Source organism: Rhodococcus qingshengii JCM 15477, from assembly GCF_023221595.1.
Lineage (GTDB): Bacteria > Actinomycetota > Actinomycetes > Mycobacteriales > Mycobacteriaceae > Rhodococcus_F > Rhodococcus_F qingshengii.
Genome location: NZ_CP096563.1, coordinates 3,478,598 through 3,493,067, shown reverse-complemented (window position 1 = coordinate 3,493,067; position 14,470 = coordinate 3,478,598). Strand labels below are relative to the sequence as shown.

Genomic DNA, 14,470 nt, shown 5'->3' with positions numbered 1-14,470 from the left:
AAGCCGCACGCCCGCGAAGCGAGCGCCACCGAGCTGTTGCCGGGCACCGCAATCGAGCACGAGGAGCGGCAATGAGAAGAATCGGACGTACTCGGGCAATGCTTGTCGTCGCCCTCGTCGCGTGGACGGGACTGTTCGGCGAAGCAGCGTTGGCCTCGGCTGACCCGGCCCCGACATCCCCTTCAGGCGGTTCAGCTCTCGATCACGTCGAGGAGATCAACGCCCGTCAGCTGACTATGTACGTCTACTCGGCGGCGATGGACAAGGTGATTCCGCTCGAGGTGATTCGGCCGGCAGACACAAGTGCGCCCCGGCCGACCCTCTATCTACTCAATGGCGCCGGCGGAGGCGAGGACACGGCGACGTGGCAGACACGGACAGACGTCGTCGACTTCTTCGGCGACAAGAACGTCAACGTCGTCAACCCGATCGGCGGTGCCTACAGCTACTACACCGACTGGGAGAAGCCCGATCCTGTTCTCGGACTGAACAAGTGGACCACATTTCTCACCCAGGAGTTGCCACCGATCGTCGATGCCACGCTCGGGACTACGGGTACGAATGCCGTTGCCGGATTGTCGATGGCAGGTACCTCGGTTCTGAGCCTGGCCGAGGCGGCGCCATCGGTTTACCGTGCCGTCGGTGCTTTCAGCGGGTGTGCCGAGACGAGTACTCAACCCGGTCAGGACTACGTGAGATTCGTGGTCGGATTCCGCGGCGGCAACGTGGACAACATGTGGGGTCCTCCCGGCGGTCCGGGCTGGGTAGCCAACGATCCTGTGGTCAACGCCGAGAGATTGCGGGGGGTCGACCTCTACATCAGCAATGGATCGGGCCTGCCCGGCCCACACGAGAATCTGGGCGGACCGATGGTCAACGGCGACCTCGGCGTTCTGGCGAACCAGGTGATCGTGGGTGGAGTCATCGAGGCTGGGACGAACCAGTGCACCCAGCGTTTGGCCGAGCGGCTCGACTCCTTGGGCATCCCGGCCACCTATGATTTCCGGGCAACTGGCACTCACTCTTGGGGTTACTGGCAGGACGATCTTCACAACTCGTGGTCGATGATTGCCGCGTCGATCGGTGCGCGTTAGCCGGCGAACCCTGGGGTCGGTGGCTGAGTTGTTTCTCACTCCGGGACACTCTTGCCGAACCTAGCCGACCAAACTGCAGGTCAGCGGCGTTATAGTCGCCTCATGAGTTCAGAAACACTCGCTCCCCTCGACACCGACGTACTTGCGCGCAGGTTTGCGTGCCTGGGTGATCCGACGCGGCTGCGAGTGCTCCGACTTGCTGCCGGCGGTCCGATCGACGTCGACACGATTGCACACGCCGCATCACTCGAGCCGTCGGCGTTGAGTGCCCACCTCGAGGCCTTGATCGAGGTCGGTTTTGTCGAGGCTTCGGTGCGTGAAGGCACTTCGGTTGTCAGTGTTGCCGGAACGGCATACTCCGATCTGATGGCAGCAGCCGCCGTCGTGGCTGCTCGCGGTCCGGTCGAAGACACACTGGGAGTTCTTCCCGATGACGTGGTGGTGCGCCGCATGGAATCCGGCGACTGGGATGCCGTCCGCTCGATCTACCGCGAAGGAATCGACACCGGAACCGCGACGTTCACCACCTCGGTGCCATCCGCCGAGAAGCTCGACGCGCAATGGTTACCCGATCATCGATGGGTGGCCGAGATCGACGGCCGCGTCGAAGGCTGGGCGAGCCTCAGCCCGGTGTCCTCGCGAGACTGCTACCGCGGGGTCGCCGAGAACTCCATCTACATCGGTAGCGGCGCTCGCGGGCGCGGCGTGGGCAAGCTGCTGCTTCGCCGACAGGTGCAAGCCGCCGACGCCAGTGAGATCTGGACAGTGCAGTCGTCGATTTTCCCGGAGAACCGGGCAAGCGTCGCCTTGCACCAGGCCGTCGGATTCCGAGTCGTCGGCACTCGCTCGCGTATCGCTCAACTTGGTGGGCGGTGGCGTGACACGTTGTTCCTCGAACGTCGCAGCGAGGACGCTGACATCTGAGAAGAGACGCTCAGCCCTTGGCAGCGCTGACTCCGGCGCGTCGCCCGTAGAAACTGCCGTCTCCGAGGGACGTTCCGGAGGCATACCCGCCAGCGCAGACACCGGCGGTGCATCGTCCAGCGGCAAACAGACCCGGGATCGGTTCGCCGGAGACGTGCATGACCTCCGAGTTGATCGACGTGCGCAGACCGCCGAGCGTGAATCCGGCGGTGAAATTGCGAAGATCGAGCGCAGCGACGGGTGAGCCGATCGGCTTGACCCACTCCTTCTTCTTTCCCAATACCGGGTCCTCACCACGGGCGGCGTGGCGGTTGTAGACCTCGACGGTCGACTGGAGGGTGCCTTCCGGCAGACCCATGTCGGATTCGAGTTCCTCGACGGTCTCGGCCACCCACTTGGGCTGGAATCTGAAGAACGGTGTGGAACTGTCGGCGGCGCAGCCCTCTTCGTAGGAAGCTTCGTCGATGATCAGGTAGGCCTGATTCTCGTTGCGCAGCAGCGTCTCCTGGCCGATTCTTCCCGGGTACGTGTCCTCGTTGACGTAGCGCTGGCCGCGTCCGTTGACGAGAATGCCGCGGATCATCAACTGGGGGTCGCCGAAGAATGCGACCTCGGTGGCGTCCATGTGCGCGAGGTCGGCCCCGAGAGCCTGCGCCATCTGGATGGACTTTCCGTCGTGCTCTTCGATAGCCGCACCGGGGCGCCCGATCAGCCGTGGGGCGTACGACTGGATCATCGCTTCGTTGTAGGCGAAGCTTCCCGTCGCCAGAACGACACCCGTGCGTGCTCGAACTGCCACTTCCTTGCCGTACTGCTTGGCGATGATGCCGACCACTCGATCTCCGTCGACGACCAGGCGCTGGACTCGCATGTCGTATTCTGCTCGTACGCCGAGGCTTTCGGCCGTCTCGATCAGTGGCTTCATCAACATGAAACCACCGCCCTTCTCCCCGGTGCGCTTGCCGCTCATCTGTGGAACGTGCCCGCGAGGGGCCGGTGTCGCGATCGTGTTGAACGGTGCCGAGTTCTCGCCGCCGGAATACATGAGTCCGTCGTCGAAGGGTGTTTCCCAGCCGGGTTGGCCGTAGAAACTCTCCTTGAACGGCACACCGTTGTCGACGAGCCAGTTGTAGTGCTCGACGCTGCCTTCGCAGTAGTCGGTGATCTTCTCCTCGTCGGCGCCGGGACCGAGTGCGGCCATCATGAACGATTTCATGTTGGCGGGGGAGTCCTCGAACCCGAGTGCCTGCTGCAACGGGGTCCCGCCGCCCAGATAGATGAATCCGCCTGCCAGCGCCGCAGCGCCGCCCCAGCCGCTCGTGCGCTCGAGCACCAACACGTCGGCGCCCGCTCGCGCGGCCTCGATCGAAGCACTCACTCCGGCAATGCCGTAGCCGGCGACGACGACGTCAGCCTCGAAGTGCCACTGCTCGATGTTTGCGGAGGACTGCGGACGGATTGAGCTGGCCTCGGCCATGGATTCGGATCCTTCGTTCTTCTGGTTGGTTGGTGGGGGAATCGGTGGGTGTGATCGATGCCCTGATGGCAGTATCTCGACCGAAAGTCAGTCGGTGTCCGTTTTCGCGGAATCGGCCGCGGCCTTCTCCTTGGCGCGCGCGGCTTTACGTCTGTCGGCCTTCACGGCGATCAGCGCATTGTTGAGCCCGGTGGCCAGCGGCCAGCCGACGTAGTGGCACAGGAAGATTGCGGCCTCTTCGAACTGCTGCTCGGTCAACTCCTCGTTGTGGAGAGCAGCGTTGATCTGGATCTTCGCCACATCGTTCTGCCCCTGGGCGGTGATGGCACCGATCAGGAGTAGTCGTCGATCACGTACCGACAGTCCCGGTCGCGTCCAGATGTCGGCAAAGAGGTGGTCGGCGGTGACCGCGAAGAAGTCGCCGGGAACGTCGGCGGGAAGCTCCCAGCCGTACACCTCGTTCATCTTCGCGACGCCACGAGCACGGGCCTCGGAGATGCGGCTTTCGTCGGTTCCACCGGCATCGGTCATGTGAGTGGTGTCGGTCATGCGTGCTCCCGAGTAGTAGATGCCGTTGAAGGTTCGGCCGGCCTGTCTTCGCTGTCATTCCCGACTCCCAGACCGGCACCGAGTCCGGCGAGCGCAAGGTGCGCGAGCGGCAGGTCGAGATTCAGCCGATCACCGAGGTTGATGGCCAAGGCCAAGTCCTTCTCCCCGAGATTGCGAACATGCCGCAGTATCGAGAACCACGGGTCGTCCTCCGAGACCGGTGCGGTGGTGTCGCGGAGCATGATCGCGCCCGCGCCACCGGTGATCGCATCGGTGTGCCTGACGACCTTTCCGAGCGTGCGGAGATCGAGTCCTGCTGCTTCGGCGAGTCGCGCGGCCTCGGTCGTGGCGGTGAACGAGACGAAGTGAAGAAGGTTGCGTGCGAGCTTCATTCGCGTTCCCGCGCCGACGTCACCGGCGTGAACCACCAGCTCGGCCCAGGATCCGAAGGGCTCGCGGACGGCTCCGAACGCCTCGTCGGAGCCGCCGATCATCACTGCCAGCCTGCCCTGCGCTGCGCCGCCGGCACCGCCACTGATCGGCGCGTCGACCAGCAGAACACCACGCTGTTGACAGATGTCAGCGAGTTCCACCGCCGTGGTGTCCGAGATAGTGGAGTGAATCGCGACGACAGTGCCCGGCTGTGCGGTCGACAGAATCCCGTGCAGCCCGCACACAACCTCGCGTACCTGCGCGTCGTCGAGCACCGTGACGGAGATGATGCTCGCCTGCGCTGCAACGTCGGCGGGCGTCGATGCTGCGCTCGCGCCCGCAGCGGTGAACGGTTCGAGCGCTTCTGTGCGGGCATCACACACCACCAGTCCGCCCGGCCAGTCCAGGAGGCGCTGCGCCATCGGCGCGCCCATGTTGCCTAGGCCGATGTATCCCAGTCTGGTTTTCGAAGCGCTGGCTTTCGGCGCCGATTGCGTCATGACCGGTACACCTGGCCTCCGTCGACGTTGAAGATCTGCCCGGTCACCCAGCCTGCGTCGTCGGAGAGAAGGAACAGGCACATGCCGACGAGATCCTCCGGCGTTCCCATGCGCTGCAACGGGATTCGCTTCACCATGTCCTTGACGATGTTGCCGGGGGTGACGGTTCGAGTCGCCTCCGTGTCGATGGGACCGGGAGCGATGGCGTTGATCCGGATGTTCGACCAGCCGAGTTCGGTCGCGAGTTGTTGTGTCAGGCTGTTGACACCGGCTTTCGCGAGTCCGTAGTAGTTCGAGTACAGCCAGGCTGCTGTGGAGGACTGGTTGACGATTGAACCGCCCTTCGCTCGCATATGAGGTACGACCGCCCGGCACACGTGCAGTGCGCCGTCCATGTTGACGCTCATGAACTTTCGGTAGTAGTCCCAGTCCACCGTCAACAGGGAATCGATCTTCATTCCGCCGTAGATGGCAGCGTTGTTCACCAGATGCTCGATGCTGCCGAACTGCTCGATCGTGAAGTCGGCAAGTGCCGCAGTCGACTCCCCGTCGGCGACGTCGACGTCCTTGAACACGGCACTTCCACCGTCTGCCGTGATCTGCTTGGCGACAGCTTCACCGAGTTCGCGATTGAGGTCCGCCACGACCACGTTGGCCCCCTCCGCGGCCAGAGCGCGGGCATACGCCTCTCCGATACCCTGCGCTGCTCCGGTGACTATCGCGGTGCGACCGTCGAAACGTCCCATGTCGACCTACTTTCGTGGTGATCATTCTGTGGTGAGGGTGTGGGGTGAGGGTGTGGAATGTCAGGAAGGTGAAGCGACGAGCTTGGTTTCGAGGTATTCCTCGAAACCCGCGAGGCCCATTTCGCGGCCGATCCCGGATTGTTTGTAGCCGCCGAACGGTGCGTCGGCCGAATACCAGACGCCGCCGTTGACGCTCAGCGTTCCGGTTCTGACACCGGCAACGACGTGCGCGACGCGATCGGGATCGGTGCCCCACACCGACCCGGACAGGCCGTAGGGGGAATCGTTGGCAATCCGGATAGCGTCGTCGTCGTTGTCGTACGGAAGGATCACGAGGACGGGCCCGAAAATCTCCTCCTGCGCTACGCGAGACGAGTTGTCCAGCCCGGCAATGAGAGTGGGTTCGACGAAGAAACCCCTCTCGCGATCGTCGGGACGGCCCCCACCCGTCACGATCGTGCCGCCCTCTTCGACCGCGAGGGTGAGGTAGCTCTCCACCCTGGCGCGCTGGCGCGCCGAGATGACCGGGCCACACACCGTTCCGCGCGCGCTGGGGTCGCCGGCTCGGATACCCGCCATCGCGGCAGATGCCGCGGCCAGAGCATCGTCGTACCGAGCGCGCGGCACCAGAAGTCTGGTACTGAGCGCGCATCCCTGACCGGCATGAACGCAGACGGAGAACGCGGCAACCGAGCATGCACCTTTGATGTCCGCATCGTCGAGGACGATGAATGCGGACTTACCCCCGAGTTCGAGGAAGACCTTCTTGAGAGTTTGCGCGGCCGTGGCCATCACTGTGCGTCCGGTGGCGGTGGAACCGGTGAAGGACACGAGATCGACGCGCGGATCGCTGCACAGCTGCGCGCCTAGGGAGTGATCCGTCGACGTCACGACGTTGACTACGCCGGCCGGGATCTCGGTCTCTTCTGCAATCACCTTGGCGACCAGCGCGGCGCACCAGGGCGTGTCCGGCGCGGGTTTGAGAACGATGGTGTTGCCGGCTGCGAGGGCGGGACCGAGCTTGGTGAAATTGATCTGGTGCGGAAAGTTCCACGGTGTGATTGCGCCGACGACGCCGACGGCTTCCTTGAGAAGTCGGCGATGGGTCGGAATCCCCATGGGAGACGCGTGCCCGAGATCTTGTTCCCACGAATAGGTTTCGATCAGATCGGCCCAGTAGCGAAGATCTTCGATCGGGCCTTCGAGTTGCGGACCGCTCGTCAGCATGACCGGTGCGCCGACCTCGGCGACGGTGATCTCACGCAACTCCTCGATGTGGGACTGGAGTGCATCGCACAGTTGGCGCAGGCAGCGAGCGCGAAACCCGTGATCGCGTGCCCATTCGGTGTCGTCGAACGCACGGCGCGCAGCGGCGATGGCCGCGTCCATGTCCGCGGCGGTGCCTTCGGCCGCACGGCCGATCAGTTCCTCGGTCGCCGGGTTGAAAACTTCGAAGGTCCCGCCGGATCCGGGAACCAGTTTTCCGTCGACGAGAAGTGCAGAACTGTCTGCGGGTCGAAGCGTCATAGCGCAAACCCTCTCTTTCTGGACATGTGTCTGGACTCTAGTTCACACTTGTGGTTGAGGCAATGGTTTTTGGGGCATAAGAGATTTCGAGAGCCCAGCGGTCTCGAGAGGGTCTCGGATCTGCTTCGACGAAAACCGCCTCGTGTCCGGTGCGGCGCCGCTACGGTTCACCGCACATTCACAACCACGTCTTCACATCCACAGGAGAGAGGTCGAAATGAACAGAGTTGACGGAAAAGTGGTGTTGGTGACCGGCGCTGCTCGAGGTCAGGGGCGCAGTCACGCCGTCCGTCTCGCGCAGGAGGGCGCGCACATCATCGCCTTCGATCTGTGCGCAGACATCGCCAGCAACGAATACCCGCTCGCCAGTCCAGCCGATCTGGAGGAAACCGCTCGCCTGGTAAAGGAGGCCGGGCAGCAGGTGGTGACGGCGCGTGTCGACGTCCGTGATCGCGCCGGACTCGAAACAGCACTTGCCGAGGCGGTAGGGCAGTTGGGCGGATTGCATGTCGTCGTGGCGAACGCCGGTATCTGTCCGCTGGGCAAACACGTGTCGACCGCCGGTTTCGTCGACGCCTTCGATGTGAACTTTCTCGGTGTCGTCAATACAGTGCACGCGTCGATGGAATACCTCGGCGAAGGGGGTTCGATCATCGCGATCGGCTCTGTTGCCGGTCTGGTGCCGCAGACCGGATTCAACGGGCAACAGGCGCTCCAGGGTCCGGGTGGCGACGGATACGGCCTGGCCAAGAAGCTGATTCAGGCCTATACCAGTTCGTTGGCGCTGACCCTCGGGCCGAGTTCCATTCGCGTCAACGCGATTCATCCGACCAATGTGAACACCGACATGTTGCAGAGCATGCCGATGTACCGGACGTTCCGTCCCGACCTCGAGAATCCGACCGCCGAGGATGCGGCTGTGACGTTCCCGTTCATGCAGGCGATGCCGATCCCGTGGGTCGAACCCGCGGACATCTCGCATGCAGTCGTGTACCTGTCCTCGGACGAGTCGCGATTCGTCACCGGCCAGCAACTGCGCGTGGACGCTGGTGCCGGGATGAAGATCGGTCTGTAGTAGAACTTTTCGCGTCGCTGCTGCCTGTTCGTGGTGAATTTTCTGAGTTTCCCCATTTCGTTGCCCTGGACAGGACGCTGTAGTAACGTCCAGACACGTGTCCAGCAAACGGGGCGATTCAAGTGGCGGGGGATCGATTGTCTACGAATCCACTCGCAGGCGCCTCACGGGCAAACAGGCGGAAACTGTGGCCAGGCTTGCCGAAGCAACAGTGAAAGTTCTACGCAAACAAGAGTTTTCCGGGCTGACTGTCCGTTCGGTTGCGGCCGAAGCGGGTGTAGGAACTGCGACCGCCTACACGTATTTCGCGTCCAAGGAGCATCTCGTCGCAGAGGTTTTCTGGCGAAGACTTCAGAACTCGTCGGCGCCTGATGGCTCAGGGTTGGATCGCACCGCGCACGTGCTGTCTGTACTTCGAAATATCGCGCTGCTTCTCGCGGACGAACCGGAGGTATCGGCCGCCGTGACCAATGCACTGCTCGGATCCGACCCTGAAGTGGAACATCTTCGCGGCCGGATCGGGCTCGAGATCCATCAACGACTCGCCTCGGCGTTGGATCCGAATGGCGAACCCGAAGTGTTGGAAGCGCTCGAAATGCTTTATGCCGGGGCGCTTCTGCGGGCAGGGATCGGCTACGGAACCTACGCGCAAATCGCTGGACGCCTCGAGGCCTCAGCTCTACTGATCCTGGAGAAATCATGACAGAAGCTTTGATCGATCCGGTGGTCTTCAATCCGTACGACTACCACTTTCACGACGATCCGTATCCGACGTACAAGCGTCTGCGCGAAGAATCACCCCTGTATCACAATCCGGACGTGGGCTTTTGGGCATTGTCGCGATATGCGGACGTGGTCGACGGATTCAAGGACAACAAGCGTCTGTCGAGCGCAAACGGAGTATCACTCGACCCCGCTGCATACGGTCCACACGCGCATTATGTGATGTCGTTTCTCGCTATGGATGATCCCCGCCATATGCGGTTGCGCCAGTTGGTTTCTCGCGGATTCACACCGCGGCGTGTTGCGGAGCTCGACGGCCGGATACTCGAACTGACGAAGCAACATCTGATACCCGCGCTGGGCGCGGGGGAGTTCGACTGGATTACGGAGGTGGCGGGAAAGCTGCCGATGGACGTCATCTCCGAACTCATGGGTGTCCCCGAACCCGACCGAGCCGAACTGCGGCGCAAGGCGGATCTGGTGGTGCATCGAGAGGCGGGTGTTCTCGACGTGCCGCAACCTGCGGTGGAGGCTTCGATCAGTTTGATGGGCTACTACAAGGAGATGATCGCGCAGCGTCGCCGATCGCGGACGGACGATCTGACCTCGGCCTTGCTCGACGCCGAGATCGACGGAGACAAGCTTTCGGACCAGGAGATCCTCGGATTCATGTTTCTGATGGTCGTGGCCGGAAACGAGACCACGACCAAGCTTCTCGGAAACGCTCTGTACTGGGGTTCGCACCACCGGGAGCAGATCGCACCGGTCCTCGACGATCCCGAACGAGCCTCGGAATGGGTGGAAGAGACTCTTCGCTACGACACGTCGAGTCAGATCGTGGCTCGGACTTCGGTTGTCGACCTCGAATACCACGGACGCACCATTCCGGCGGGGGAGAAGGTCCTGCTCCTGATCGGATCGGCCAACCGAGACGCCGACGTCTTCGACGATGCCGACAGCTTCCAGATCGGCCGGAGTTCGTCGGGCAAACTCGCGAGTTTCGGTGGTGGCGTGCACTTCTGTCTCGGTGCCCACCTTGCCAAGCTCGAAGCCAAGATCGCCCTGGCGGAGTTCGGGCGGCGGGTCAGCGACTACGAAGTCGTCGAGTCCGGAATCGAGCGTGTTCATTCGACAAATGTCCGGGGCTTTGCGGCCCTGCCGGTGAAAGTGCAGGTGCGCTGATGCCTCGTTTCGAACCCAATCCTGTTCGCCGGCCGGCACTGATCAGTGGTGCGTCGTCGGGAATCGGCACAGCCACCGCGTATGCCCTGGTCGAACTCGGGCATCCGGTTGCACTCGGTGCGCGTCGAGTCGCCGAATGCGAAGCCATCGCCGAGAAGATCCGCAGCAACGGTGGTGAAGCGTTCGCCCACTTCCTCGACGTCACGGACGGTGATTCGGTCGACGGGTTCGTCTCGGCCGCAGAGGCAGTCCACGGCCCCGCGGAAATCGTCGTCTCCGGTGCCGGAGACCTCGAATTCGGGGCTGCGGACGAGATGAATCCTGAGGCGTTTCTACGGCAGATCCAAGTTCACCTCGTCGGTGCGCAGCGATTGGCGCATCGTGTTCTCCCCGGTATGAGGCAACGACAGCGCGGTGACTTCGTACTGATCGGCTCGGATTGTGCCGAGCGCCAGCGTCCACTCATGGGTGCGTACGACGCAGCGAAGGCCGGGCTCGAGGCAATGGGGCGTCAGATGCGAATGGAGCTCGAGGGAACAGGCATTCGCGCGTCGATCGTGCGACCCGGGCCGACACTGACCGGCATGGGGATGGACACGACGCCGGAGATCATCGGACCGGTCGGGGAATCGTGGAGCAAGTGGGGGTTCGCCCGCCATGGTTACTTTCTGCGCGCCTCGGACATCGCCAATGCCATCGTCGCCGTTGTGTCGGCGCCGCGAGGAGCACACATCGTGCTCGTCGAAGTTCAGCCCGAGGCGCCACTGGACAAACTTCCCACTGCGAACTCACAGGAGACGACATGACGCACGGAGTGCAAGAGACGTCGCGAACACTGCCAGAGCCGCCGCGGGTGTCCGGCGGGGATCTCCCGCACGGGCATCTCGAGGAACTGCGAACCGACCCGATAGCGCTCATGCGCCGGGTGCGTGAGGAATGTGGTGACGTCGGCGCCTTTCAACTTGCCGACCGCACAGTGATCTTGCTGTCCGGAGCCGAGGCAAACGAGTTCTTCTTCCGCTCCACCGACGAGGATCTCGACCAACAAGCGGCTTACCCCTTCATGAAGCCGATATTCGGTGAAGGCGTCGTCTTCGACGCCAGCCCGGAGCGGCGTAAAGAGATGCTGCACAACTCGGCTCTGCGCGGCGAACACATGCGCGGGCACGCCGCCACGATCGGCCGCGAAGTCGAGGCGATGGTCGCGCAGTGGGGAGACGAAGGCGAGATCGATCTGCTCGACTTCTTCGCCGAGCTGACCATCTATACCTCGTCGGCGTGCCTGATCGGCAAGAAGTTCCGCGACGAACTGGATGATAGCTTCGCCAAGCTGTATCACGAGCTCGAACAGGGAACGGATGCATTGGCTTTCGTGGATCCGTACGCGCCGATCGAGAGTTTCCGCCGCCGCGACGAGGCCCGGTTGGCGTTGGTCGCTCTGGTACAGGACATCATGAACGGGCGCATCGCGAATCCTCCGCAGGGCAAGGATGACCGCGACATGTTGGACGTGTTGGTCTCGGTCAAGGACGAGAACGGCGACCTCCGGTTCAGTGCCGACGAGATCACCGGAATCTTCATCTCGATGATGTTCGCCGGCCACCATACGACTTCCGGCACGGCAGCGTGGTCGCTGATCGAGATGTTGCGGCATCCCGACACCATGACGGACGTCGTCGACGAACTCGACAATCTGTACTCCGACGGCGCCGACATCAGTTTTCATGCCCTGCGCCAGATTCCGGTTCTCGAGGCTGTGGTCAAGGAAACCCTTCGACTGCATCCGCCGTTGATCATCCTGTTGCGGGTGGCACGTGGAGATTTCGAAGTGGGCGGCTTCGAGATCCGAGAGGGCCATCTTGTCGCCGCGACACCCGCGATCTCCAATCGAATCGCCGAGGACTTTCCCCGGCCGGACACCTTCGATCCCGGGAGGTACATCGACCCGAATCAAGAGGACATCGTCAACCGCTGGACGTGGATTCCGTTCGGAGCCGGCCGGCATCGCTGCGTCGGCGCTGCGTTCGCCCAGATGCAGCTCAAAGCGATCTTCTCGATCCTGCTGCGGGACTTCGAGTTCGAGATGGCGCAGCCGTCGGAATCCTACCGAAACGACCACAGCAAGATGGTCGTCCAGTTGCAGCAGCCGTGCGCGGTGAGGTACCGGCGCCGAACACGTCCCGGGCGTGAGGGGTGATCATGCACGTCGAAGTCGACCTCGACCTGTGCCAAGGCCATGCGGCGTGTGAGCTGGAGGCACCGGAGATCTTTGTCGTCCCGAAGCGGGGGAAGGTCAGTCTTCTGGACTCGGACCCACCCGAGTCGCTCCGCGGTGAAGCCGAGATGGCGGTCAGGTACTGCCCGACCGGCGCCCTGAGAATTGTCGATTGATTGCAGCGAATTCATGTGCTCGAGGGAGGAAGTTCAGATGACGGGTTTCGACCGCGCAGAGCTCGACGAGATGGTCCAACGCTGGATCGAGGCGAACAAAAAGGCCGAAGCCGCCGGCGATTGGAAACCGTTGGCGGACATGTATACCGAGGACGCCACGTACGGGTGGAACTACGGCCCCAAGCAGGATTTCATGGCGGTGGGGCGCGAGGAGATTCGCGAAGTCGCGCTCGGTCTCGAGATGAAGGGCCTCGAAGGCTGGGAGTATCCGTATCAAGACTTTGTGATCGACGACCGTAGCGGAAACGTGATCGGCTTGTGGAAGCAGATTTCCGATGCCAAGCGTGAGGACGGTAGCAACTACTCCGTCTACGGTATCGGTGGTAGTTGGTTCCGCTACGGCGGGGATTTCCAATGGTCGTGGCAGCGTGACTTCTTCGACTTCGGGAACGTGTCGGCACTGTTCATGGAGATGATCGGCAACAACGCTCTCTCGAAGGGGATGCAGGGCCGGATCCAGCGATCGATCTCGGGCGACCCGCTACCGGGCTGGTATCCGGTGGGCACCGCGCCGGTTTCGCTGTGGTGAGTCCGATGTCGGTGCGCGATTCCTTCAAGGCACTCTCGCAGCGCGACCTTGCCGTGCTGGTGCCCGAGTTGCTCCTGTGCGGGCAGCTGATCGATCGCTCGGGCATGGCGCATCTGATCGTCGAATTCGGACGCGAGGGTATGGCACAGGTGGCCGTCGAGGAGTGGGAGTCGGCCAGCCCCTGGTACACCCGCCGCATGCAGAAGGCTCTCGGATACGAGGGCGACGACGTCGTGACGATCTTCAAAGGATTACAACTCGACATCGGCGCTCCTCCACAGTTCATGGACTTCCGATACCGGGTCGACGATCCGCTGCACGGTGAATTCTGGCTCGACCATTGCGGAGCACTCATGGACGTCGAGCCGTTGGGCGATGAGTTCGTGACCTCGATGTGTCACGACATCGAGGATCCGACTTTCGATGCAACGGCCATCGCGACCAACCCGCGCGCCCAGATCCGGCCGATTCACCGACCACCGCGCAGGCCCGCCGACCGACATCCGCACTGCGCCTGGACCGTTTCCATCGACCCGTCGCACACGCCTCCCGTGATGACCGCGCACACCGAGCAGATCGGACGCACCGCCGCGGTGACGGTCGAGCTGAGCCCGATCGATCACGGTGGGGACGGTAGGGCGGACTACTCGGGTCCGTTGTTGTCCGACCTGAGGTTTTCCGACTTCTCGCGATCAGCCTTGGTTCGTATCGCAGAGGAGATCTGCGTGCAGCATCATCTGTTGGCGTTGGGCTTTCTGGCAGCGGTTCGCCGCCGTGCCGACGAAGACAAGGCTCGCGAGATCACGCGAAAGCAATTGACCGGAATCGCGGGAGTTGCGGCACAGCGTATTCGAGATGCGCTCGGGCTTCCTTCGACGCTGGAATCGTTGGCATTGGTCCTGTCCGTGCATCCCTTGCTGAATCCGAAGCAGTATGTGGAGAGCGAGATTCGACAGGACGGCGGTGCTCTGGAGCTGCGGATCTCGCGAGAAGCTCTTGTCGACCGCGATGGCGGTTGGCCGACCTTGCTCGGCAGCGAGCACCTTGATCCTCTCCAAGCTTTGGTCCGCGGCGTGAATCCGCACTTCACCGTGAGAGTGGTGGCCGAAGATGCCGCGGGGCTTCTTCTGGCCGTCGACATCACCGAGGCTCCCGCTCCGGAATGCGTCGAAGTCGCCATCACGAAGGTCAGTACCGGCGCGGCATTCGTATTCGAAGATCGCGGAATCCCCTTGCCTCTCTTCGTCGTCTGACCGGCCGA

General features: G+C 62.7%; 15 protein-coding genes. 10 read left to right on the top strand and 5 right to left on the bottom strand.

Annotated elements, in window-relative coordinates; genetic code table 11:
• Nucleotides 1-71: 71 nt before the first annotated feature.
• Nucleotides 72-1,094 (top strand): alpha/beta hydrolase, encoded by a 1,023-nt coding sequence (locus M0639_RS15990; RefSeq protein WP_003944025.1) that lies wholly within the window; start codon nt 72-74, stop codon nt 1,092-1,094.
• Between the two features lie 102 nt (nt 1,095-1,196).
• Nucleotides 1,197-2,018, top strand: a complete 822-nt coding sequence (locus M0639_RS15985; RefSeq protein WP_003944042.1) for a helix-turn-helix domain-containing GNAT family N-acetyltransferase — start codon at nt 1,197-1,199, stop codon at nt 2,016-2,018.
• A gap of 10 nt (nt 2,019-2,028) precedes the next feature.
• Here M0639_RS15985 and M0639_RS15980 read toward each other — a convergent pair whose 3' ends face one another.
• The 5 genes from M0639_RS15980 to M0639_RS15960 form a co-directional block, all read right to left on the bottom strand.
• Nucleotides 2,029-3,495, bottom strand: coding sequence for an FAD-dependent oxidoreductase (locus M0639_RS15980; RefSeq protein ID WP_047272229.1), 1,467 nt, complete (start codon nt 3,493-3,495; stop codon nt 2,029-2,031).
• Nucleotides 3,496-3,582: 87 nt separating this feature from the next.
• Nucleotides 3,583-4,044, bottom strand: a complete 462-nt coding sequence (locus M0639_RS15975) for a carboxymuconolactone decarboxylase family protein (RefSeq protein WP_003944075.1) — start codon at nt 4,042-4,044, stop codon at nt 3,583-3,585.
• Nucleotides 4,041-4,976 (bottom strand): NAD(P)-dependent oxidoreductase, encoded by a 936-nt coding sequence (locus M0639_RS15970; protein WP_064074441.1) that lies wholly within the window; start codon nt 4,974-4,976, stop codon nt 4,041-4,043. The genes M0639_RS15975 and M0639_RS15970 overlap by 4 nt, the downstream gene beginning before the upstream one ends.
• Entirely contained in the window at nt 4,973-5,722 is a 750-nt protein-coding gene (locus M0639_RS15965; RefSeq protein WP_007728639.1) for an SDR family oxidoreductase, read from the bottom strand. The genes M0639_RS15970 and M0639_RS15965 overlap by 4 nt, the downstream gene beginning before the upstream one ends.
• 60 nt (nt 5,723-5,782) lie before the next feature.
• A complete protein-coding gene (locus M0639_RS15960; RefSeq protein ID WP_064074442.1) occupies nt 5,783-7,249 on the bottom strand; it encodes an aldehyde dehydrogenase in 1,467 nt (488 codons plus the stop codon).
• A gap of 217 nt (nt 7,250-7,466) precedes the next feature.
• On the opposite strand from M0639_RS15960, the gene M0639_RS15955 reads away from it, so the two are divergent.
• From M0639_RS15955 to M0639_RS15920, 8 genes are all read left to right on the top strand, one after another.
• Nucleotides 7,467-8,324 (top strand): mycofactocin-coupled SDR family oxidoreductase, encoded by an 858-nt coding sequence (locus M0639_RS15955; RefSeq protein ID WP_047272231.1) that lies wholly within the window; start codon nt 7,467-7,469, stop codon nt 8,322-8,324.
• A 136-nt stretch (nt 8,325-8,460) separates the two neighbouring features.
• Entirely contained in the window at nt 8,461-9,027 is a 567-nt protein-coding gene (locus tag M0639_RS15950) for a TetR/AcrR family transcriptional regulator (RefSeq protein ID WP_024487471.1), read from the top strand.
• A complete protein-coding gene (locus tag M0639_RS15945; protein ID WP_003944019.1) occupies nt 9,024-10,229 on the top strand; it encodes a cytochrome P450 in 1,206 nt (401 codons plus the stop codon). The genes M0639_RS15950 and M0639_RS15945 overlap by 4 nt, the downstream gene beginning before the upstream one ends.
• Complete coding sequence (locus M0639_RS15940; RefSeq protein WP_064074443.1) at nt 10,229-11,035, top strand: SDR family oxidoreductase; 807 nt, start codon at nt 10,229-10,231, stop codon at nt 11,033-11,035. The genes M0639_RS15945 and M0639_RS15940 overlap by 1 nt, the downstream gene beginning before the upstream one ends.
• Nucleotides 11,032-12,426, top strand: coding sequence for a cytochrome P450 (locus M0639_RS15935; protein ID WP_064074444.1), 1,395 nt, complete (start codon nt 11,032-11,034; stop codon nt 12,424-12,426). The genes M0639_RS15940 and M0639_RS15935 overlap by 4 nt, the downstream gene beginning before the upstream one ends.
• Nucleotides 12,427-12,428: 2 nt before the next feature.
• Nucleotides 12,429-12,620 (top strand): ferredoxin, encoded by a 192-nt coding sequence (locus M0639_RS15930; protein WP_020907945.1) that lies wholly within the window; start codon nt 12,429-12,431, stop codon nt 12,618-12,620.
• Nucleotides 12,621-12,657: 37 nt separating this feature from the next.
• Nucleotides 12,658-13,209: a Cif family virulence factor gene (locus M0639_RS15925; RefSeq protein WP_007728648.1), complete on the top strand. Its 552-nt coding sequence runs from the start codon at nt 12,658-12,660 to the stop codon at nt 13,207-13,209.
• A 5-nt stretch (nt 13,210-13,214) separates the two neighbouring features.
• Nucleotides 13,215-14,462: a hypothetical protein gene (locus tag M0639_RS15920; RefSeq protein WP_156525032.1), complete on the top strand. Its 1,248-nt coding sequence runs from the start codon at nt 13,215-13,217 to the stop codon at nt 14,460-14,462.
• The last annotated feature ends 8 nt before the right edge of the window (nt 14,463-14,470 follow it).

Excerpts from the sequence above, each read along its gene's own strand:
- M0639_RS15990 (WP_003944025.1), top strand. The coding sequence starts at position 72 with ATGAGAAGAATCGGACGTACTCGGGCAATGCTTGTCGTCGCCCTCGTC.
- M0639_RS15985 (WP_003944042.1), top strand. The coding sequence starts at position 1,197 with ATGAGTTCAGAAACACTCGCTCCCCTCGACACCGACGTACTTGCGCGC.
- M0639_RS15980 (WP_047272229.1), bottom strand. The coding sequence starts at position 3,495 with ATGGCCGAGGCCAGCTCAATCCGTCCGCAGTCCTCCGCAAACATCGAG.
- M0639_RS15975 (WP_003944075.1), bottom strand. The coding sequence starts at position 4,044 with ATGACCGACACCACTCACATGACCGATGCCGGTGGAACCGACGAAAGC.
- M0639_RS15970 (WP_064074441.1), bottom strand. The coding sequence starts at position 4,976 with ATGACGCAATCGGCGCCGAAAGCCAGCGCTTCGAAAACCAGACTGGGA.
- M0639_RS15965 (WP_007728639.1), bottom strand. The coding sequence starts at position 5,722 with ATGGGACGTTTCGACGGTCGCACCGCGATAGTCACCGGAGCAGCGCAG.
- M0639_RS15960 (WP_064074442.1), bottom strand. The coding sequence starts at position 7,249 with ATGACGCTTCGACCCGCAGACAGTTCTGCACTTCTCGTCGACGGAAAA.
- M0639_RS15955 (WP_047272231.1), top strand. The coding sequence starts at position 7,467 with ATGAACAGAGTTGACGGAAAAGTGGTGTTGGTGACCGGCGCTGCTCGA.
- M0639_RS15945 (WP_003944019.1), top strand. The coding sequence starts at position 9,024 with ATGACAGAAGCTTTGATCGATCCGGTGGTCTTCAATCCGTACGACTAC.
- M0639_RS15940 (WP_064074443.1), top strand. The coding sequence starts at position 10,229 with ATGCCTCGTTTCGAACCCAATCCTGTTCGCCGGCCGGCACTGATCAGT.
- M0639_RS15935 (WP_064074444.1), top strand. The coding sequence starts at position 11,032 with ATGACGCACGGAGTGCAAGAGACGTCGCGAACACTGCCAGAGCCGCCG.
- M0639_RS15930 (WP_020907945.1), top strand. The coding sequence starts at position 12,429 with ATGCACGTCGAAGTCGACCTCGACCTGTGCCAAGGCCATGCGGCGTGT.
- M0639_RS15925 (WP_007728648.1), top strand. The coding sequence starts at position 12,658 with ATGACGGGTTTCGACCGCGCAGAGCTCGACGAGATGGTCCAACGCTGG.
- M0639_RS15920 (WP_156525032.1), top strand. The coding sequence starts at position 13,215 with ATGTCGGTGCGCGATTCCTTCAAGGCACTCTCGCAGCGCGACCTTGCC.